Origin of the sequence: Lysobacter enzymogenes (genome assembly GCF_017355525.1) — a bacterium.
Taxonomy (GTDB): Bacteria; Pseudomonadota; Gammaproteobacteria; order Xanthomonadales; family Xanthomonadaceae; genus Lysobacter; species Lysobacter enzymogenes_C.
In genome coordinates, this window is record NZ_CP067395.1 from 845,362 (window position 1) to 866,211 (window position 20,850).

A 20,850-nucleotide genomic window follows, 5' to 3' on the forward strand; every position below is an offset into this window, starting at 1 on the left:
AACCAAGAAATCTTCGGGGCCCGGCTGGCGACCATCCACGGTTGCGTTCATCGCCTGCCAGCGCCTTGTCGCCGCACGCGCCGAGCCGTCTCTATTGCGATCCGTTCTCATTTGCTACCATACGCCGGCCAGCCGCTGCGCGTGCAGTCAGCCAAACCCTTCCATTGGGCCGACTCTCGTGTACGCAGAAGGATCTCTGCGCGCTTTCGCGCGCTCGCCGCTTTCCCTTTCCCTCGCTCTGGTCCTGGCGCTGCCGTTCGCGGCGCTGGCCGACGAGCCCGCGCCGGCCGAAGCGGCCGATGCGCAGACCCTGGACACCGTGCGGGTCAACGCCTACCGCACCACCACCCATTCGCAGGGCGCGACCAAGACCGACACGCCGATCGCCCAGACCCCGCAGTCGATCGCGGTGATCGCGCGCGAGGAACTCGACGCGCGCGGCGTGCGCAACCTCAACGACGCCATGCGCTACGTCGCCGGCGTGTCGCTGGAAAGCAGCGGCATCGACAACCGCGTCGACGATTTCCGCATCCGCGGCTACGACGCCGGCAGCTGGAGCAACAACGTCACCCTCGACGGCCTGCGCGCGCCGCAGGGCGGGCAGTGGAACCGGACCATGTTCGACACCTGGAACCTGGAACGGGTCGAGGTGCTCAAGGGGCCGTCGGCGGTGATGTACGGACAGGTCGCGCCGGGCGGCATGGTCAATCAGGTCAGCAAGACCCCGACGCCGGACCAGCAACAGGTGCTGCAATTGAGCCTGGACGGCCACGGCCAGTACAGCGCGGCGTTCGACGTCGGCAGCGGCAGCGCCGACGACGCGCATCTGTTCCGGCTGGTCGGCCTGTACCGCGACGGCGACACCCAGATCAAGCACACCGAGCAGAAGCATTGGTTCCTCGCGCCGAGCTACACCTGGCAGATCGCCGAGCGCACGCGGCTGACGCTGCTCGGCCTGTACCAGAAGGACGACGGCGGCTCGACCTATCAGTTCCTGCCGATGGACGGCACGCTCAAGCCGACCCGCTACGGGCGGATGAAGAATACGACCTTCATCGGCGAGCCGACCTGGAACACCTTTGATCGCACCGTGTGGACCGCGGGCTGGCTGTTCGAGCACGGCTTCAACGAAAACTGGACGCTGAGCCAGAGCGGCCGCCGCACCCATGTGGACTCGCTGTACCGCGGCGTGATCACCCTCGGCGCGCTGAGCGCGGACGGGCGCACCCAGAACCGCCGCGCGACATACGGCGACGGCGACTCCGACGGCGACACCCTCGACACCCGCATCCAGGGCAAGTTCGTCACCGGCGCGGTCGCGCACACGCTGTTGTTCGGCGTGGACTGGCAGAAGGCCGATTGGGTTGGTGGCCGCGGCGCGATGAGCAATCCGGCGCTGATCGACATCTTCCATCCGGTCTACACCGGCTACGTCCCGGTGGTGCGCTCGGTCGGCCTGTCGCGCGGCACCAACGAGCAGACCGGCGTCTACCTGCAGGACCAGATGGCGGTCGGCAACTGGCGCTTGCTGCTCGGCGGCCGCTACGACCGCACCGACGACGACACCGCCACCGCGACCTACACGCCGGCCACCGGCCGGACCACGCCGTGGGTGCGCACGCGCCTGAAGAACGAGGCCTTCACCGGCCGCGCCGGCGTGCTGTACGCCGCACCGGGCGGCTGGTCGCCGTACCTGAGCTACGCCGAATCGTTCCAGCCGCCGACCACCGACATCAACCAAAGCTTCACCCGCACGCCGTTCGACCCGATCAAGGGCAAGCAGTGGGAAGGCGGGGTGAAGTTCCAGCCGTCGAGCTTCGACGGTTTGATCACGCTGTCGGCCTACGACCTGCGCCAGCAGAACATCCTGGTCGACGATCCCGATCCGACCCACGTCAACTGCGGCGCCAGCGGCGCGCTGCGCTGCCAGACCCAGAGCGGCGAAGGCCGCGTGCGCGGGCTCGAACTGGAAGCGCGGGTGACGCCGCTGGAAGGCTTCAGCGTGATCGGCGCGGCCTCGCGCATGGATTCGGAAGTGACCCGCGGCGAAGCCGCGCTGCGCGGCAAGCAGCTGGCGCAGGTGCCGGAATGGACCGCGACCGGCTGGCTGGACTACACCTTCCACCAGGGCGCGCTGGAAGGCCTGGGGCTGGCCGCGGGCGTGCGCTACAACGGCGAGAGCTACGGCGACAGCGCGAATCTGTACAAGATCCCGTCCTACACCGTGTTCGATGCGGCGATCCGCTACCGCGTCGACAGCGGCGAAGGCCCGGCGACCCAGTTCGCGCTGAACATCGGCAACCTCAGCGACAAGACCTATATCTCGACCTGCGGCAGCGTGGCTTCGTGCTACTACGGCAGCGGCCGCAGCGTGGTCGCGAGCGTGCGGTTGAGCTGGTGACAGCGCCCTGTAGGAGCGACGCGAGTCGCGACCGCGGGGCATCCGTTCGCGCCGCACGCCCCGCCACGCGCCGGCCGCAACGCCGGCCCGCGTGCCTTTCCTCGGCTGCCGACACGGCCGCGTCGCGGCTCGCGCCGCTCCTACAGGCAGCGAGCCGATGAATGCGTGGTTGGTAGGGCCGGCGATGGCGTTCGGCGTGCTGAGCGGCTGGTGGTTCTATCTGGCGTCGCCGCAACAACAATGGCGCGCGGCCGGGCCTTGGCCCGGTCGCGGCGGCGCGTGGCCGGCGCTGGCATGCGCCGCGATCTCGCTCGCGTTGCTGTGCGCCGACCTCGGCACCGCCGCGGCGATCGCGATGTGGCTGACCCTGCTGATGCTCAGCGCGACCCTGGCGCCGTTCCTCGGCGCCTGGCGCGCGCGCCGGCGCGAGCGCGCGCGATGAGCGGCGAGCGCCTGCAAAGCCGGCACTGGTTCGGCAAAGGCTCGGCCGGGCTGATACTCGGTTTCGCGCTGGCGTTGGCATTGTCGGGACTGTTCGCCTGGTGGGGGCCCGGAGCGGTCGACGGCGACGGCGGCCGCATCCAGTTCGTGATGTGGCTGATCGCGCCGTTGTGGTGCGCGGCGTTCTCGCTGGTGTTCCTGTTCCGCAGCAGCCTGCGCGCGTGGCTGTGGCTGGGGGCGGCGAACCTGCTGGCGTTCGCCGCGCTGGCGCTGACCCGGATGGCGGCGGCATGAAGGTCCGCAGCGACATCGTCAAGGTCTACAAGGACCTGCACATCTGGGCCGGCATCCTCGCCGGGCTGATGCTGTTCGTCGCGTTCTACGCCGGCGCCATCACCATGTTCGAAAAACCGCTGGAGCGCTGGGCGACGCCGCCGTCGACGCTGGCCGCACCGGTGCCGCTGGCGCGCGCGGACGAACTGGTGCGGGCGACGATCGCGGCGCATCCGCAGGCGGGCAAGCATTATCTGGTGATGGTCGAACCCGAAGCCGATGCGCCGGCGCGGGTGATCTGGCGCGAACCCGGCGCCAAGCGCCGCGAGTACGTCGAGCACGGCGCCAGCTTCGGCGCCGACGGCGAACTGCAGACCCAGCGGCTGCGCAAGGCGCCGGTGGCGCAGTGGATCGACACGCTGCACCAGCGCGTCGGCCTGCCGTTCGCCGATCCGCTGGCGCGCTGGATCATGGGCGCGGTATCGCTGCTGTACGCGCTGGCCTTGGTGTCGGGCCTGATCGTGGTGCTGCCGACCCTGGCCAAGGACCTGTTCGCGCTGCGCATCGGCAAGAACATCAAGCGCCTGTGGCTGGACACGCACAACGCGCTCGGCATCGTCAGCCTGCCGTTCCATCTGGTCATGGCGTTGACCTGCGTGGTGTTCGCCTTCCACGACGAGTTCTACGACGCGCAGGGCAAGGCGGTGTATGCGCAAGGCATCCAGTGGGGCCGCGAGGAGGCCGCGCCGCCGCCGGCGCCGGGCGCCGCACCGCTGCCGGTCGAACAACTGCTGCAACGGGTGCAGCAGCAATTGCCGGGCTTCCGCGTGTTCGGCTTCGCGTTCGAGCAGCGCGACGGGCGGCTGGAAGCCACCGTCACCGGCCTGGACACGCGTTACGGGACCCGCGCGCGCACCTACGCGTCGACCCATCTGGACCCGTACACCGGCGCAGTCGATCCGCACGATCTGCCCGGCCGCATGGGCGGCTGGGACGCGGCGGTCAATACCTTCTTCATGCTTCACTTCGGCAGCTTCGGCGGCAACACCGTGCGCTGGATGTATCTGCTGCTCGGCCTGGCCGGCGCGGCGCTGTTCTACACCGGCAACCTGTTGTGGATCGAGTCGCGGCGCAAGAAGGACCGCGGCCACGGCGCAGCGGTACAGACCCGCGCGGCGCGCGCGCTGGGCTGCCTCACCGTCGGCGCGAGCCTGGGCTGCGTGGCCGGCATCTCGGCGACCCTGGCGGCGACCAAGTGGCTGCCGGCCCGGGTCGAGGACGTGGCGACGTGGCATCAGGGCATTTACTACGCGGTGTTTCTGGCCGCGTTGGGTTGGGCGTTCGCGCGCGGCGCCGCGCGCGCTGCGGTCGAACTGGCAGGGTCGTGCGCGGCGCTTACGCTGGCGATTCCGCTGTCCAGCCTGGCCGGCGTCTGGGGCCTCGGCGGCGCCTGGAACCATGGCGGCGCCGGCGCGATCGTCGACGGCGCGGCCTTGGCCGCGGTGCCGGCGTTCGCGCTGATCGCGCTGCGCACGCGGCGGCGCATGCTGCGCGGCCATGTCGACAGCGTGTGGTCGGCGGGCGAGGGCGCGGCGGTCGCGCCGACGCCGGTTCGGGCGCATGGCGCAGGAGTTTGATCCGATGTCTTATCCGATCGCGGTCGCCGACCGGCCCGTCATTCGCCGCTGCGCGATCCATCTGCATGCGTTGACCGTCGCCGCGCTGGCGCTGTGCGCGATCCTCGCCCCTGCGCACGCGCAGCCCGATCCGAACCAGCGCACCGGCGCGACCGTCGCCGACGCGCCGTCGCGGCATTACCGTTTCCAACGCTTCGTCGTGGCCTCGGCCGACGGGCTGCGGCGCTGGCGGATCCAGCTCGCGATCCCTAAACAGGGCGCGCCCAAGCGCGGCTACGCAGCGCTCTACATGCTCGACGGCAACGCCGCGTTGATGGAGTTCGACGACGCGCTGCTGGCGCAGCTGGCGCAAGGCCGGGCGCCGGTACTGGCGTTCGTCGGCTACGACAACGACCTGCGCATCGACGCGGCCCAGCGCCGCGACGACTACACGCCCAGCGCGGTCGACGACGGCGCGGGGCAGGGCGCGCGCGGCGGCGGCGCCGAGGCGTTCGCGCGGGTGTTGGTCGAACGGATCCAGCCGCAGGTACGCCGGCGCGCGCGCATCGACCGCTCGCGCGAAGCCTTGTGGGGCCATTCGCTGGGCGGTTTGTTCGCGCTCGATCTGCTCTATCGACGCAGCGACGCGTTCGCGCAGTGGTTCGCGGCCAGCCCGTCGCTGTGGTGGGACCGCGGCGCGATCCTCGGCGCGCCGGAGCGCGGGTTTCTCGAACGCCAACTCGCGCGTCCGGCCAGCGTCGCGATCCTGCAAGGCGAACGCGAGCGCGAACCGCGCGACGGCGCGCGCGCTGCGGCCGCGCCCGCCGACCCGCGCGTGGCCGCGCATCGCGCGCGCATCGCCGCGGTGCCGGCCGACGCCGCGCGCCAGCTCGCGCAACGCTTGCAGAACAAACCCGGACTGAGCGCGTGCTATCGCGAGTTCGCCGGGCTCGGCCACGGCCCGATGCTGCGCGCTTCGGTGCGCGCGGCAGCGCAGGCGATGGCGGACGAGGCCTCGCCGTGCGCCGGCCAGGACGAAGACGCCGGCGCATCGGCGCGCTGACGCCAACGCCTTCGCAGCGACATCGATGGAACGCTGCATGCGCCGCGATGACGGCGCGCGCCGGCTTGTTGGCTCCGCGCCGCAGGCATAAGCTCGCCCGGTTCGCCGGCGGTCGCGGATCGCGCCCGCCGGCGTTTTCGGCCGACTTGGCCCTCCCACCGGAACCCCCCATGACCCGTCGCCCGCTTTCCCTGCTCATCGCCGCGCTGCTGGCCGGCGCCGCCGTTTCGGCCTGCTCGCGTCCGCCGGCCGCCGATCAGGCCGCCGCGCCCGCGCCGGCCGCCGCGACGCCTGCGCCCGCCGAGGCCAAGCCCGCCGACGCCGCGCCGGCGCAGAACGCCGACGTGTTCGCGTTCCGCATCGGCGCGCTGCAAGCCTTCGCGCTCAAGGACGGCGACATCGAGGTCGCCAACGACGGCAAGACCCTCGGCGTCGGCCGGCCGCCGGCCGAGGTCGCCGCGCTGCTCAGCGCCGCCGGCCAGCCGACCGACGTGCTGCACCTGAGCATCCAGCCGCTGCTGGTGCGCGCCGGCGAGCGCACCCTGCTGTTCGACACCGGCGCCGCCGACGCCTCGTTCGCCAAGGCCGGCCGTCTGCCGGCCTCGCTGCGCGCCGCCGGCGCCGAGCCGGGGCAGGTCACCGACATCTTCATTTCCCACGGCCATCCCGACCACGTCGGCGGCCTGCTCGACCGCGCCGGCGCGCTGGCGTTTCCGAACGCGACCATCCACCTGACCTCGGCCGAATGGGCCTCGCTGAAGGCCGGCGCCGACAACGCCAAGCTGGTCGCGGCGATCGCGCCCAAGGTCCAGACCTTCGAACCCAACGCCGAGCTGGTGCCGGGCGTGGTCGCCGCGGTCGCGGTCGACGGCCACACCCCGGGCCACAGCGCCTACCGGATCGGCTCCGGCGCCGACGCTCTGCTCTACATCGGCGATTCGGCGCACCATTCCATCGTCTCGGTGCAGCGCCCGGACTGGACCATCCAGTACGACGGCGACGCGCCCAAGGCCCAGGCCAGCCGCCGCGCCCTGCTCAAGCGCGCCGCGGCCGAGAACCTGCACGTCTACGCCGTGCACTTCCCGTTCCCGGGCCTGGGCCGGTTCAAGGCCGAAGGCGACAGCTTCGTGTGGGTGCCTGACCGCTCAGGCGGCTGAACGCAAACCCGTACTCAACGCCGTTTGCCGCACCGCCCGCACACACCGGGCGGCGCGCAGCGGCGACACTGGGCGCCGCGTCCGCTATCGTCGGCGGCCGCGCGTTCCAGGCCAGGAGATCGAAGATGTCAGGGACCCCATCGAGGCCGCGCTCGACGCGGCGGCGGTTGACCACGACGCTGGCCGTCGCCGCGCTGGCCGCGTCGCTCTCGTCGTGCGGGACGGCGGGCGCGCACAATGGCGCGTTGGCCCGCGACGGAACCAAGAAGGAAGCACCCATGAAAACAGGAGTTTCGCAGATGCTGGAAGAAATCTATTCGTCCCGGAAGCCGGTGCGCTTCGAACAGCTCGACGTCAGCGACGTGGTGCTGCGGCATATTCCGCTGGGCACCGACAAGGCCGCGGTGACGCGCCTGTTCGCGGCTTCGGACAGCTCCAAGATCGTCGAGGACAGCGCCGACAAGCTGGTGGTGCGCGACAACAAGGGCCAGGCCATGCTCGACCCCGACGCGCGTTCGGTGGTGATGACCTTTTCCTTCGACCCCGCCGGCAAGCTCGCCAAAGTCGCCGCCGTCCATCTGAAGAACCAATAAGGAGCCGCACCGCACATGGACGAGAAGATCGAAGTCGGCTACCGCAACATCGGTTCGATCGCGGGCAAGGACTACCACCACAAGTTCCTGCTTTACACCGACAAGAACGGCGAGCAGCACACCATCAGCGGCTGGACCGGCGAGGCCAAGCCCGACCTGCCGTACGGGCGGATGCACGTCGAGGCGCCGTTGCCGTACAACAGCAGCAACCCCGACCATCCCGACAACGCCAACGCGACCGGGCAGAAGCAGTACCGCGAGCAGATCGCGACCGGTCCGGACCTGTCCGCGACCTGGAACAAGATGGTCGCCGACGCCCAGAGCAAGAGCGACAAGTACCCGTACGACCCGCAGGTGCAGAACTCCAACACCCTGGCCGACAGTGTGCTGCGCGACGCGAAACTGCCGGAGCCGAAGAACGACGGCTTCTTCGGCCATTGGGCGCCGGCCTCGGGCCGGGCGCTGGACGAGTCGATCAAGCCCAGCGAGCCGGGCCTCGGCAATTCCGGCCGCACCTTCAGCACCAGCGACGCCAAGCCCGATCCCGACCGCGAAGCGCAGCTGCGCGGCGACCCGTACTTCAAGCAGGCGCTGGCCGGCCTCGACAAGCTCGGTCCCGACGCCGGCGTCTACGGCAATCAGCAGGACAAGGAGCGCATCGCCGGCGCGCTGGCGGTCGAGGCGCGCGCGGCCAAGCTGCCGGAAATCCAGGAGGTCGTGCCGAGCCAGACCAACGGCAACGTGTTCGCGGTGTGGAAGAACCCGGGCAACGACGGCGATGTACTGCGCGCCCACGTCGACAAGAACGAGGCGGCGAAGCAGCCGCTGGCGCCGAATCTGGAGAAGCTCGAGACGGCGGCGCAGCAACAGCAACAACAGCCGCAGGCGCCGGCGCAGGAACAGGCGCAGCAGCAGCAAAGCAGCGGGCAGGAAGCGCCCAGCCGCGGCGCGTTGTCGCGCTGATCGCTGTGCGGATGCGGCGGCGCGAACCGCCGCTGCATCCGGTCTCGCGGCTTCGGCGCGGCGCTCGCGGGACGGCGGATCGCGGCCCAGCGAGCCGGCGTCAACCCAGCGAGCGCACCCGCGGCGCCGGCCGCGACAGCACGTAGCCGGCGCTGGCGGCGAACACCAGCCCGACCCACAGCGCGAGTTTCCACGACGGATGCGCGCCCCACCAGAACAGGGCGAAACCCAGCGCCATGCCGGCGCCGGCGAAGCACTTGCCCTTGCGCGAGATCGCGCCTTGCTCGCGCCACAGCCGCAGGGTCGGGCCGTAGCGCGGGTGCGCGAGCAGGCGCTGCTCCAGCCGCGGCGAACTGCGCGCGAAGCAGGCCACCGCGAGGATCAGGAAGATCGTCGTCGGCATCACCGGCAGCAGCGCGCCGATGAAGCCGAGCGCGAGCATCAGCCAGCCCAGGGCGAACCACAGCCAGCGCATCAGCGCCGGTCCGGGCGGGCAGCGCGGGCCGGCCGGTTCATGCGAATTCTTCCTCGACATGGCCGCGCACGCGCCGGAACGCGGCCTCGGCGCCGGCGATCACGTCGCCTTCCTGCCGCGCGTCCAGCGCCGCGCCGTCGAGCGCGGCGGTGAACTGGCGCCAGTGCCGGGCCACGCCGTCGGGATGCGCGGCCAGGTGGCGGGCGCCGAAGCCGCGGTCCAGGCCGAGCTTCGCCGCGAGCTTGTACAGCACGCTGCCGCCGAGATTCGAGCCCTCGGCCACGTACAGCCAGCCCAGCGCCTGCGCCAGCGGCAGGGCTGCGGCGGCCGGCGCGGCCGCCGGCGGCAGCGGATGGCCGAGATCGCCGAGGTCGCTGGCGATCTGGCCCAGCCGCCGGCGCGCGTCCAGTTCGGGCAGCAGCGCGTCCAGCGCTGGGTCGGCGTAGAGCGCGTCGATATCGCGGTGGAAGCGGTATTGCACGCGCACGAAGCGGGCGAACCGCTCGCGGCTGGCGAAGATGTCGCCGGCCATGATGCGTCGGTCGAGGCGGTCGTGGGTGGCGCGGGTCGCGGCCTTGAGGCGTTGGCTGCGGGTCGCGGCGAGCGGTTCTGACAGGGCGTCGGGCGCGTTCATTCGGTCGGGTCGGGCGGGCGCGGGGCAGGGGTGTCACAGGTAAGGACGCCTGTCGCGACCGCGCTCCCAACCCGGGCTTCGCGGTGGCGCATGCGCCGGCCGATTGCGCAAAAGCGGCCATCGGGCCCGACAGGCAAACCGCGCGGGCGGATCCATCGGGCAGACTCGCCGGATCGGCGTGTCGGGCAAACTCGCCGCCAGGGCGCCGTCCGCAAGGGTCGCTTGCGCGCCGCCCGCACGAACGCCGCACCAGCGGCCGCGCCAGCCGGCCGCGCGACTCCCACGCCCCTTCGCCGCCAGGACCTCGCCATGAACACCAACGAACCGCGCATGACCAACCTGTTCCTGCAACTGGGCCTGGACGCGGGCGACGAGGCGATCCGCGCGTTCATCCGCGATCACCAACTGCCCGCCGACGTCGCCCTGGCCGAAGCGCCGTACTGGAGCGCCGCCCAGCGCCAGTTGCTGAGCGAGCAGCTCTACGCCGACGCCGCCTGGGCCATCGTCGTCGACCAGCTCAACGAATCGCTGCACGAGGACGCGGTCGCGCGCCGCTGAGCGCCCGTCGCCGCCGCGCAGCGCCGTCGCCGCGAACCGCCGGCGTTCGCGCGTTCGCCTGCGCGCGTCACGCTTCGTCACATGAACGCCATCGCGGTTACGCCGCCGCAAGCTACGCGCAAGCTTCGCCGCCGCGGACTTGCGACAATGGCCGGCGTTGCCGCGGACGTCGCGAGTCGCGAAGCGTGAAGCGCGTCACCCGCGGTTGCGGACCCAGCTAACGGCGAGGTGAACTTCCGGCCCGTCCGGGTTCGCCGCCGCGCGTCATGCTGTAGTCCGCCGTGGCTATGATGGCGAGCCACCGATGGGCCGGCGCGGAGCGCCCGCGCCATCGGCTGGGTCGACACACTATCGTCTCAAAGGAATTGGCCGGATGCGTAGTTGGGTGAAGGTGGGTTTGTGGTTGCTCGCAGCGGTGCTCGTGGTGGGCCTGGCGGTCGCGCTGCTCGGACGCGGCAAAGGCCGCAAGCAAGACAAGGACCCCGGCGCCGATGCGCCGGTGCCGGTCACCGTGGTCGCCGCCGGCGTGCAGTCGGTGCCGGTGTTCGTCAACGCGCTGGGTACGGTCAACGCGCTGAACAAAGTCACGGTGGCGCCGCAGATCGGCGGCGAACTGCTCAGCATCGATTTCCGCGAAGGCCAGGAAGTGAAGCAGGGCGACCTGCTGGCGCGGATCGATCCGCGCACCGCCCAGGCCAGCTACGACCAGGCCGCCGCGTCCAAGCGCCAGAACCAGGCCCAGCTGGCCACCGCGCGTTCCAACTACCAGCGCTCCAACGCGCCGGAATATCGCCAGTACGTGTCCAAGACCGACCTGGACACCCAGCGCAACCAGGTCGCGCAGCTGGAAAGCGCGGTCGCCGCCAACGACGCGGCGATGCGCCAGGCCCAGGTGCAGTTGCAGTACACCCGCGTCACCGCGCCGATTTCCGGCATCGCCGGCCTGCGCAGCGTCGACGTCGGCAACGTGCTCAACGCCGGCACCGCGCTGGTCACGCTGACCCAGGTGCACCCGATCCACGTGCTGTTCAATCTGCCCGAACGCCAGCTGCAGGGCGTGCGCGAGGCGCAGCGGGCCGGGCCGGTCATGGTCGGCGCGCTCGACCGCGGCGACGCGCACGCGCTGACCGCCGACGGCCGCCTCGACGTGGTCGACAACCAGATCAGCGCCGACAGCGGCACCTTCCGCGCCCGCGCCGTGTTCGACAACGCCGACAACGCGCTGTGGCCGGGCCAGTTCGTCAACGTGCGCCTGCGCCTGCGCACGATCGAAAGCGGGCTGGTGGTGCCGGTGCAGGCGGTGATGCGCGGCACCGACAGCGAATACGTCTACGTCGTGCAGGCCGACAACACGGTGGCGATGCGCACGGTCAAGACCGGGGTGGAGGCCGACGACAACCGGATCCTGGTCGTCTCGGGCCTCAAGGCCGGCGAGCGCGTGGTCACCGAAGGCCAATTCCGGCTCAAGCCCGGCAGCAAGGTCACCGCGCTGGCGCCGGGCGACGCCGGCAAGCCGGCGCCGGCCAAGGCCGACGCCAAGCCGTCCGACACTCCCGCCGCCAAGGCGCCGTCGGCCGCGCGCTGAGCGCCGGCCGACGCCTGAGCAAGGACCCGCCCGTGGGCTTTTCGACCCTTTTCATCCGCCGCCCGGTCGCCACCGCCCTGTTGATGGCGGGGCTGCTGCTGCTCGGCATCCTCGGTTACCGCCAGTTGCCGGTGGCGGCGCTGCCGGAGATCGACGCGCCGAGCCTGGTGGTGACCACCCAGTACCCCGGCGCCAACGCCACCACCATGGCGGCGCTGGTGACCACGCCGCTGGAGCGCCAGTTCGGGCAGATTTCCGGGCTGGAGCTGATGACCTCGGATTCGTCGGCGGGCCTGTCGACGATCACCCTGCAGTTCGCGATGGACCGCGACATCGACATCGCCGCGCAGGACGTGCAGGCGGCGATCCGCCAGGCCACCTTGCCGCAGTCGCTGCCGTACCAGCCGGTCTACAACCGGGTCAATCCGGCCGACGCGGCCATCGTCACCCTGAAGCTGACCTCCGACACGCGGCCGCTGCGCGAGGTCAACAACTTCGCCGATTCGATCCTGGCCCAGCGCTTGGCCCAGGTGAAGGGCGTGGGCCTGGTGTCGATCGCCGGCAACCTGCGGCCGGCGGTGCGGATCCAGGTCAATCCGGCGCAGCTGTCGAACATGGGCATGACCCTGGAAGACCTGCGCAGCGCGCTGACCCGGGCCAACGTCAACGCGCCGAAGGGCTCGCTCAACGGCAAGACCCAGTCCTACAGCATCGGCACCAACGACCAGCTCGCCGACGCCGCCGAATACCGCCAGACCATCGTCAGCTACAAGGACGGCGCGCCGGTGCGGCTGTCGGACGTGGCCGAGGTCATCGACGGCATCGAGAACGACCAGCTCGCCGCCTGGGCCGACGGCAAATCGGCGGTGCTGCTGGAAGTGCGGCGCCAGCCCGGCGCCAACATCGTCCAGACCGTCGCTGCGATCCGCGACCTGCTGCCGCAACTGCGCAGCGTGCTGCCGGCCGACGTGCACCTGGACATCTTCTCCGACCGCACCGAAACCATCCGCGCCTCGGTCCACGAGGTCCAGTTCACCCTGCTGCTGACCATCGGCCTGGTGGTCGCGGTGATCTTCGTGTTCTTGCGCCGCTTGTGGGCGACGGTGATTCCCTCGGTCGCGGTGCCGCTGTCGCTGGCCGGCACCTTCGCGGTGATGGCCTTCGCCGGCATGTCGCTCGACAACCTGTCGCTGATGGCGCTGGTGGTGGCGACCGGTTTCGTGGTCGACGATGCGATCGTGATGATCGAGAACATCGTGCGCTACATCGAGCAGGGCAAGAGCGGCAAGGAAGCGGCCGAGATCGGCGCGCGCCAGATCGGCTTCACCGTGCTGTCGCTGACCGTGTCGCTGGTGGCGGTGTTCCTGCCGCTGCTGCTGATGCCCGGCGTCACCGGCCGCCTGTTCCACGAGTTCGCCTGGGTGCTGAGCACCGCGGTGGTGCTGTCGATGCTGGTGTCGCTGACCCTGACGCCGATGATGTGCGCCTACCTGCTCAAGCCCGACGCGCTGCCGGAGAGCGAGGACGCGCACGAGCGCGGCGACGGCAAGCGCACCTTGTGGGCGCGCACGGTCGGCCTGTACGAGCGCAGCCTGGACTGGGTGCTGGCGCGGCAGGCGCTGACCCTGGCGGTGGCCGCGGCGGCGGTGGCGCTGACCGTGGTGCTGTACATCGCCATTCCCAAGGGCCTGCTGCCCGAGCAGGACACCGGCCTGATCACCGGCGTGGTCCAGGCCGACCAGAGCGTGGCGTTCCCGCAGATGCAGCAGCGCACCCTGGCGGTGGCCGAGGCGCTGCGCCACGACCCGGCGGTGACCGGCGTGTCGGCCTTCATCGGCGCCGGCAGCATGAACCCGACCTTGAACCAGGGCCAGCTGTCGATCGTGCTGAAGACGCGCGGCGACCGCGACGGCCTCGACGAGATCCTGCCGCGTTTGCAGAAGGCCGCCGCCGGCATTCCGGGCGTCGCGCTGTACCTCAAGCCGGTGCAGGACGTGACCCTGGACACCCGCGTCGCCGCGACCGAATACCAGTACTCGCTGTCCGGCGTCGACGCGGCCCAGGTCGCGGCGCAGGCGGCGCGCATGACCGCGGCGCTGCGCGAGCTGCCGGAACTGGTCGACGTCGACAACAACCTGTCGAGCCAGGGCCGCGCCCTGCAGCTGAGCATCGACCGCGACAAGGCCAGCGTGCTCGGGGTGCCGATGCAGACCATCGACGACACCCTCTACGACGCGTTCGGCCAGCGCCAGATCTCGACCATCTTCACCGAGATCAACCAGTACCGGGTGGTGCTGGAAGTGGCGCCGCAGTTCCGCACCAAGGACGCGCTGCTGGAACAGCTCGCGGTGGCCTCGAACGGTTCCGGCGCGCTGACCGGCAGCAACGCCACCGGCTTCGGCCAGGTCGCGTCGAGCAACTCGGCCACCTCCACCGGCATCGGCAACCGCGACACCGGCATCCGCGTCGGCGCCGCTGGCATCATTCCGCTGTCGACCCTGGCCGAGGCCAAGGTGGTCAACACGCCGCTGGTGGTCAGCCACCAGCAGCAGCTGCCGGCGGCGACGATCCTGTTCAACGTCGCGCCCGGCTATTCGCTGTCGCAGGCGGTCGAAGCGATCGAGCGCGCGCGCGACGAACTGCAGCTGCCGACCCAGGTGCGCGGCCAATTCGTCGGCAAGGCGGCCGAGTTCACCGGCAGCCAGACCGACGTGGTGTGGCTGCTGCTGGCGTCGCTGGTGGTGATCTACATCGTGCTCGGCGTGCTGTACGAGAGCTACATCCACCCGATCACGATCATCTCGACCCTGCCGCCGGCCGGGGTCGGCGCGTTGCTGGCGCTGATGGCGTGCGGGCTGAGCCTGTCGGTCGACGGCATCGTCGGCATCGTGCTGCTGATCGGCATCGTCAAGAAGAACGGCATCATGATGGTCGACTTCGCGATCGAGGCGCAGCGCGCCGGCGCCAGCGCGCACGAGGCGATCCGCCGCGCCTGCCTGCTGCGCTTCCGCCCGATCATGATGACCACCCTGGCCGCGTTGCTCGGCGCGCTGCCGCTGGCGCTGGGCACCGGCATCGGTTCGGAACTGCGCCGGCCGCTGGGCCTGTCGATCGTCGGCGGCCTGCTGCTGTCGCAGCTGGTCACGCTGTACACCACGCCGGTGATCTACCTGTATATGGAGCGCTACCAGGAATGGCTGCGGCGCCGGCGCGAAGCGCGCGAGGCGCGCGCCGCGGTGGCGCAGGCATGAGCGCCGCGGGCGAGGGCGGCCACGGCGAAGGCGCGGACGGCCGTCCCGGCGGGCGCGAGGACGCCGGCGGCTGGAACCTGTTCGCGCCGGTGATCCGCCGCCCGATCGGCGCCTCGCTGATGGGCCTGGGCCTGGTCCTGGCCGGGCTGTGGTCGTTCGTCATGCTCGGCGTGGCCGCGCTGCCGCAGCTGGATTTCCCGGCGGTGGTGGTGTTCGCGCAGATGCCCGGCGCCAGCGCGCAGACCATGGCGGCGACGGTGATGACGCCGCTGGAGCGGCACCTGGGGCGCATCCCCGGGGTCAAGGACATTTCCGGCACCGCCAACGAAAACAGCGCGCAGGTGCAGATCATGTTCGAGTTCGGCATCAACGCCGACTCGGCCGCGCGCGACGTGCAGGCGGCGATCAACGCCGCGATGTCGGACCTGCCCGCGGGCATGCCGTCGCCGCCGCAGTACTTCAAGTTCGACACCTCGCAGCTGCCGGTGCTGCTGGTGACGATGACCTCCAAGACGCTGTCGTCCGACCAGTTGTACGAAGTCGCCGACAGCCTCGCCAAGCCGGTCATCGCGCGGGTTTCCGGCGTGGCCACGGTGCAGCTGTCCGGCGGTTCGCCGCGCGCGGTGCGGGTCGAACTCGACGACCGCGCGCTCGCCGCCAAGGGCCTGACCGCGAACGAAGTGCAGAACGCGCTGACCGCGGCCAACGTGACCTCGGCGCTCGGCGAAGTGCGCGACGGCCCGCAGCGGCTGCTGCTGACCACGACCACCTCGCTGCACCGCGCCGCCGATTTCGCCGGCCTGGTGGTCGCGGTGCGCGACCGCGCGCCGATCCGGCTCAGCGACGTGGCGCGGATCTTCGACGGCCAGGAAGACGAGCACCAGGGCGCCTGGTTCAACGGCGAGCGCACCGTGGTGCTGCAGATCAGCAAACGCCCCGACGCCAACGCGGTGGCGACGGTCGAGGCGATCCGCGCCGCGCTGCCGGGCCTGGGCCGGATCGTCCCGGCCGACGTCGGCATCCATCCGATCTTCGACCTCACCGAAACCACCAAGTCGGCGCTGCACGAAGTCGAGTTCACCCTGATGCTCAGCGTGGTCATGGTGGCGCTGGTGATGCTGCTGTTCCTGCGCCGGGTCGGCCCGACCCTGATCGCGATGGCGAGCGTGCCGCTGTCGCTGGCCGGCGCCTTCATCGCCATGTATTTCCTCGACTTCTCGCTCAACACCTTCTCGCTGATCGCGCTGGTGCTGGCGATCGGCTTCGTCGTCGACGACGCCATCGTGGTCATCGAGAACGTGGTGCGGCACATGGAGTTCGGGCAGAAGCCGCTCGAGGCCTCGCTCAACGGCACCCGCGAGATCGGCTTCACCGTGGTCTCGATCACCTTGTCGCTGGTCGCGGTGTTCGCGCCGATGGTGTTCGGCAACAACATGTTCGTGACCCTGGTGCGCGAGTTCGCGGTGACCCTGGTGGTGGCGATCGTGGTCAGCGCGGTGGTGTCGCTGACGGTGACGCCGGCGCTGTGCGGCAAGTACCTGCGCCACGATCCGGGCCCGACGGCGGACGATCCGCGCTTCTTCGCCCGGCTCGAACGCCGCTTGCACCGCTGGGACGACGCGGCGCTGGAGCTGTACCGGCGCATGCTGGTGTGGTCGATGCGCCACCGCCGGCTGATGCGCTGGCAGCCGATCAGCCTGATCGTGCTGACCGGCGCGCTGGCCGCGGCGGTGGCGATGACCGCCGGCGGTTCGGTCATGCCGGACGAAGACCTCGGCATGATGGACGTGTCGGTGCGCACCGACGCCAACGTCGCGCCGGAACTGTTCGCCGCGCGCGTGCGCGAAGTCGCCGCCGTGGTCCAGGCCGACCCGGCCGTGGCCGACGTCACCACGATCCTCGGCGGCGGCGACCTCGGCGCGGGCGAGAGCGGCACCGCCAGCCTGTTCGTCGACCTGAAGCCGGCGCGCGAGCGCAAGGTCGGGGTCAACGCGGTGGTCGAGCGGCTCAACAAACGCTTCAAGCCGGTCGCCGATGTCGAGGTGGTGCTGAACTCGGTGCAGTTCTTCGGCGGCGGCGACGGCGGGCGCGGCGGCAGCGGCGGGCAATACAAGCTGCAACTGACCAGTTCCAGCGGCAGCAGCCTGCAGGACGTGACCCTGCGCCTGGCCCAGCGCCTGCGCGCATTGCCGCAGCTGCGCGACGTCGGCACCAGCTTCGACAACGTCGGCAAGCAGCAGTCGATCACCGTCGACCGCCAGGCCGCCGCGCGCCTGGGCCTGTCGGTGGCCGACGTCGACGACGCGCTGTACAACGCCTTCGGCCAGCGCCCGGTGTCGCTGATCTATTCGGACATCAACCAGTACCGGGTGGTGCTGACCTCGGCGCGCGCGCGCGGGTCGGGCCCGGAACAACTGCTCGACACCTATGTGCGCACCGGGCAGGGCGGCATGGTGCCGCTGTCGGCGATCGCCACCATCGCCCCGACGATCACCCCGACCAAGGTCTCGCACTACAACCAGCTCGAAGCCTCGACCATCAGCTACAACCTCAAGCCCGGGGTCAGCCAGGTCGACGGCATCCGCGCGGTCGACGACCTGATCGGGCGCACGCCGCTGCCGCCGGGCGTGCAGAAGGAATATTCCGGCTCCAACCAGAAACTGATCGAAGCCGCCGGCGGCGCCGCGCTGATGCTGGTCAGCGTGATCGTGCTGATGTACGTGCTGCTCGGCATCCTCTACAACAGCCTGTTCCACCCGCTGGTGATCCTGTCGACCCTGCCGGCGGCGGGCATGGGCGCGTTCCTGGCGATGCTGGTGACCCAGACCCAGCTGACCCTGATGTCGGTGATCGCGGTGCTGATGCTGATCGGCATCGTCAAGAAGAACGCGATCATGATGGTCGACTTCGCCCTGGTCGCCGAACGCGAGCGCGGCATGAACGCGGTCGATGCGATCATCGAGGCGGCGCTGGTGCGGTTCCGGCCGATCGTCATGACCACGATGGCGGCGATGGGCGCGGCGCTGCCGCTGGCGATCGGCTTCGGCGCGGGGTCGGAAATGCGCCAGCCGCTCGGCATCGCGATTCTCGGCGGGCTGCTGGTGTCGCAGTTGCTGACCTTGCTGAGCACGCCGGCGATCTACCTGTGGCTGCACGACCGCACCCAGCGCAAGGCCGGCAAGCGCGCGCGGCGCGCGAACGCCGCCGCGAATCCGGCGCGGCCGGGCCGAGGCTGGTTCGCGCGGCTGCGGCCGTGGCGGCGGGCGTAGGCCGCGCGGCCGGCGCCGGTTCGCCGGCGCCGGGGCGTCGCTGAAGCGGGCGCGCGATGCGCGCCCGGGCTACTGCGGCTGCGGTCCGTCGAAGGCGTTGCGCGAACGCAGGGCTTCGATGCTGTCCGGCGCCAGCCACAGCAAGGTATTGAGGTAGTCGTCGAGACAGTCGATCAAGGCCTGCCGCGGCCCTTGTCGCCACGCGTCGGAGCCGTAGAAGGCGTCCTGCTGCGCGGCCAGCTCGGTGCGGTCGGCATAGGCGCGGATCAGGCAGAAACTTTCGTGCTCGTGGTCGCTGCGCCCGAACGCGACCACGTCCATGCCGCTGGCGCGCACCATCGGCAGCGCGGCGGCCATCGCCGCGACGAAGCGTTCGGCGTGGCCGGGCTTGAGCTTGTAGGTGCGGATTTCGACGAGGCGGGCGTTGGGTTCGGTCGGCGGCATGGCGAGGCGCTCGGGCGGGAGAGGGGGATCCGGTTGCGGGCCGGGCTGGCACTATACGTCGCGGCGACGGCGGGATCTTCGTTGCGGCCGGTCGCCGGCTGCGCATCGCGCGGTCGCGGCGCGCATCGCAAAAACCGATGGCGCTCACAGTTCATTTGCGTCGCGCTGCGCGCATCGCAATCTCCACACAGTTCCGCGCGGCATCGGGTTTCATGTACTGCGAACGCAGCGGTGTATCGTGCGCCCGCGGCAACAGCGCCGCGCATATGTCGAAGGAGAGTTCGATGCACCGCATCAAGCTGATCGCGTTGGGCGTCCTGCTGGCCGCGTCCGCCAGCACCGGCGCCGCCACCCAATCGCAGGGTTGCTTCTGCTCGACCATCTACTACAACGACGCCGGCGCCGTGGTCGGCGTGCGCCAGCCCGCCAGCTGCGGCGACACGGGCTATGGCGAGGTGACCAAGAAGTACAAGGTGGTCGCCGGCTGCGTCATGTAGTTCGCGCCTGCCGCAAAGCAGCGAATTCGTTTCGCCACCCCCGCAGCCGCCCGGTCCGTCCGGGCGGCTGCGTCGTTTCGGCGCCGCGTTCGCCGCGGCGTCGTCATTGGTACAACGCCACCGACTGCCGTCCCGCCATCACGCGCTGGCCGGATTCGTCCCAGATCTCCATGTCCTGCACCGAGCAGCCGTGCGCGGCGTGCTGGCTGAAGGAGCGCAGCAGGAACCAGCGCCGCGCGCTCGGCGGCGCCAGCATCTCGAAACTCCAGGCAATCGAACTGACCGGCGCCATCTCGGTGAAGCTGGCCAATGCCGCCGGCGGCAGCGCGTCGGCGAGCGCGACCAGCGCCACTTCCGGCTCCACGCCGTTGTCGTCGAGGTGGCGCACCCAGGCGACGAACTCGGGATTCGCCGCGCCCGACACCGGCGCCGAGCCGCCGGCCAGGCGCACGTCGAAATTGCCGAGGAAGCGCGGCGCCAGTTCGTGCATCGGCAGGCGCGGGCACTCGGCCGGCGGGCGCACCGCCGGGCGTTGCGAGAAATCGTGGGCGATGCGGCTCGCGCGCGGCTGCGCGAACACGAACAAGGCGCGCAGCGCGGCCTCGCCGTCGCTGCTGGCCTCCACGTCCGCCGACAGCGAGGACTTGCCCTGGCGCAGCACCCGCGCCTGAAAGCGCAGCGCACCGGACGCGGGGCCGACGAAGGCCACCTGCGCGGCGCGCAGCGGCGGCAGCCCCAGCGGCGCGGCGCGGATCGCGGCGCGCAGCGCCAGCGCGGCGGTGAGCCCGCCGTAGACCGTGCGGCCCTGGAACCAGTGCGGCGGCGGCAGGATCTCGGTGTCGGGCTCGAAGGTTTCGATCAATTCGGAGAACGTGGACATCGTGCAACTCCGCTAGGGCTCGGCGTCGTGAGGGGGCGATGCCGCATCGCGCGGCGCCGCCATCGCCAGCATATCGCTGTCGCAGCGGTGCGGCTGCGCGCTGCGCGATTGTGCGTTCGCAATATCGCCGCGCACGACGGCGAGTTGCCGACTTTGGCGTCGGGCGCCGGCTGCGCGCGGCGTCGCGTATCGGCGCATCCGCGCGCGCAGCCGCAGCGTTGCGCATGACTACAGCGATTTGACAGCGTGTCGAACGCCTGTCTAGAGTGCGGCGGTGGTCTCTCCGGCAATGCAACGCGGTGCGGATCCTCCGCGCGGACGGCCACGCCTCAGCGACAAGCAACACAGGCAAGCGTTGGAAATCAGTGCCCGGGTGCGGCGGGATTTCGAAACAGGGAACGGCCGTGGGCTGGGCGACATCCAGTAATCAGGGAGGACACACCATGCAAGACAACGATCTGATCAAGGGCTGGCTGACCGGCTCGGCCAACGTCGGCGGCTTCGACAATCCGGCCGGCCCGCTGTTCCTGGAAGGCGAAAACGCGGTCGAAGACGCGATGCGGGCGCCCATCACCCACTCCACGTCGGTTTCCACCTGCCCCAGCGGCCGTTGCATCTGCTGCATCTGATGCGGCCCCGCGGCAGGCGGCGCACGCGTCGCCTGCCGCGATCGCTGCGGCGCATCGCGCCGTACGCTCCCACACCTTCTCCCGCGCCATCGACGCCGCCCGCGGCGCATCGAGCGCAAGC

18 protein-coding genes are annotated in these 20,850 nt (G+C 70.8%); 14 read left to right on the plus strand and 4 right to left on the minus strand.

Going from position 1 to position 20,850, the window contains the following annotated elements:
• Positions 1 to 178 precede the first annotated feature (178 nt).
• The 8 genes from JHW38_RS03515 to JHW38_RS03550 all read left to right on the plus strand — a co-directional run bounded on the left by JHW38_RS03515 (position 179) and on the right by JHW38_RS03550 (position 8,507).
• Positions 179 to 2,401 carry a TonB-dependent siderophore receptor gene (locus JHW38_RS03515; protein ID WP_242691171.1) on the plus strand — a complete coding sequence of 741 codons (2,223 nt, stop codon included), beginning with the start codon at positions 179 to 181 and terminating at the stop codon, positions 2,399 to 2,401.
• A gap of 157 nt (positions 2,402 to 2,558) precedes the next feature.
• Positions 2,559 to 2,843, plus strand: a complete 285-nt coding sequence (locus JHW38_RS03520; protein WP_207524646.1) for a hypothetical protein — start codon at positions 2,559 to 2,561, stop codon at positions 2,841 to 2,843.
• Entirely contained in the window at positions 2,840 to 3,136 is a 297-nt protein-coding gene (locus tag JHW38_RS03525) for a hypothetical protein (RefSeq protein WP_242691173.1), read from the plus strand. Before JHW38_RS03520 ends, JHW38_RS03525 begins: the two co-directional genes overlap by 4 nt.
• Positions 3,133 to 4,752 (plus strand): PepSY-associated TM helix domain-containing protein, encoded by a 1,620-nt coding sequence (locus JHW38_RS03530; RefSeq protein ID WP_207524647.1) that lies wholly within the window; start codon positions 3,133 to 3,135, stop codon positions 4,750 to 4,752. The genes JHW38_RS03525 and JHW38_RS03530 overlap by 4 nt, the downstream gene beginning before the upstream one ends.
• A 4-nt stretch (positions 4,753 to 4,756) precedes the next feature.
• Positions 4,757 to 5,794, plus strand: coding sequence for an alpha/beta hydrolase (locus JHW38_RS03535; protein WP_207524648.1), 1,038 nt, complete (start codon positions 4,757 to 4,759; stop codon positions 5,792 to 5,794).
• 170 nt (positions 5,795 to 5,964) lie between these two features.
• Complete coding sequence (locus JHW38_RS03540) at positions 5,965 to 6,951, plus strand: MBL fold metallo-hydrolase (RefSeq protein WP_207524649.1); 987 nt, start codon at positions 5,965 to 5,967, stop codon at positions 6,949 to 6,951.
• A gap of 167 nt (positions 6,952 to 7,118) precedes the next feature.
• Positions 7,119 to 7,544 (plus strand): DUF6393 family protein, encoded by a 426-nt coding sequence (locus JHW38_RS03545; RefSeq protein ID WP_242691175.1) that lies wholly within the window; start codon positions 7,119 to 7,121, stop codon positions 7,542 to 7,544.
• 15 nt (positions 7,545 to 7,559) lie between these two features.
• A complete protein-coding gene (locus JHW38_RS03550; RefSeq protein WP_242691177.1) occupies positions 7,560 to 8,507 on the plus strand; it encodes an XVIPCD domain-containing protein in 948 nt (315 codons plus the stop codon).
• 100 nt (positions 8,508 to 8,607) lie between these two features.
• Here the strand turns inward: JHW38_RS03550 and JHW38_RS03555 are convergent, their stop codons facing one another.
• Positions 8,608 to 8,982, minus strand: a complete 375-nt coding sequence (locus JHW38_RS03555) for a YbaN family protein (RefSeq protein WP_207524650.1) — start codon at positions 8,980 to 8,982, stop codon at positions 8,608 to 8,610.
• A gap of 37 nt (positions 8,983 to 9,019) precedes the next feature.
• Complete coding sequence (locus tag JHW38_RS03560) at positions 9,020 to 9,616, minus strand: biliverdin-producing heme oxygenase (protein WP_207524651.1); 597 nt, start codon at positions 9,614 to 9,616, stop codon at positions 9,020 to 9,022.
• Positions 9,617 to 9,925: 309 nt separating this feature from the next.
• On the opposite strand from JHW38_RS03560, the gene JHW38_RS03565 reads away from it, so the two are divergent.
• The 4 genes from JHW38_RS03565 to JHW38_RS03580 all read left to right on the plus strand — a co-directional run bounded on the left by JHW38_RS03565 (position 9,926) and on the right by JHW38_RS03580 (position 18,279).
• A complete protein-coding gene (locus tag JHW38_RS03565; RefSeq protein ID WP_207524652.1) occupies positions 9,926 to 10,174 on the plus strand; it encodes a DUF2789 domain-containing protein in 249 nt (82 codons plus the stop codon).
• A gap of 373 nt (positions 10,175 to 10,547) precedes the next feature.
• On the plus strand, positions 10,548 to 11,759 hold the full coding sequence (locus tag JHW38_RS03570; RefSeq protein WP_207524653.1) for an efflux RND transporter periplasmic adaptor subunit: 1,212 nt from the start codon (positions 10,548 to 10,550) through the stop codon (positions 11,757 to 11,759).
• A gap of 32 nt (positions 11,760 to 11,791) precedes the next feature.
• Positions 11,792 to 15,010, plus strand: coding sequence for an efflux RND transporter permease subunit (locus JHW38_RS03575; RefSeq protein ID WP_207524654.1), 3,219 nt, complete (start codon positions 11,792 to 11,794; stop codon positions 15,008 to 15,010).
• Positions 15,007 to 18,279 (plus strand): efflux RND transporter permease subunit, encoded by a 3,273-nt coding sequence (locus JHW38_RS03580; protein ID WP_207524655.1) that lies wholly within the window; start codon positions 15,007 to 15,009, stop codon positions 18,277 to 18,279. Before JHW38_RS03575 ends, JHW38_RS03580 begins: the two co-directional genes overlap by 4 nt.
• A gap of 69 nt (positions 18,280 to 18,348) precedes the next feature.
• Here the strand turns inward: JHW38_RS03580 and JHW38_RS03585 are convergent, their stop codons facing one another.
• Positions 18,349 to 18,723: an NIPSNAP family protein gene (locus JHW38_RS03585; protein ID WP_207524656.1), complete on the minus strand. Its 375-nt coding sequence runs from the start codon at positions 18,721 to 18,723 to the stop codon at positions 18,349 to 18,351.
• A gap of 284 nt (positions 18,724 to 19,007) precedes the next feature.
• On the opposite strand from JHW38_RS03585, the gene JHW38_RS03590 reads away from it, so the two are divergent.
• Positions 19,008 to 19,220: a DUF6289 family protein gene (locus JHW38_RS03590; protein WP_207524657.1), complete on the plus strand. Its 213-nt coding sequence runs from the start codon at positions 19,008 to 19,010 to the stop codon at positions 19,218 to 19,220.
• A 103-nt stretch (positions 19,221 to 19,323) separates the two neighbouring features.
• Here the strand turns inward: JHW38_RS03590 and JHW38_RS03595 are convergent, their stop codons facing one another.
• Complete coding sequence (locus tag JHW38_RS03595; RefSeq protein ID WP_207524658.1) at positions 19,324 to 20,100, minus strand: thioesterase family protein; 777 nt, start codon at positions 20,098 to 20,100, stop codon at positions 19,324 to 19,326.
• Positions 20,101 to 20,543: 443 nt separating this feature from the next.
• Between JHW38_RS03595 and JHW38_RS03600 the strand changes: the two genes are divergently transcribed.
• On the plus strand, positions 20,544 to 20,729 hold the full coding sequence (locus JHW38_RS03600) for a DUF6229 family protein (protein WP_207524659.1): 186 nt from the start codon (positions 20,544 to 20,546) through the stop codon (positions 20,727 to 20,729).
• Positions 20,730 to 20,850: the final 121 nt, after the last annotated feature.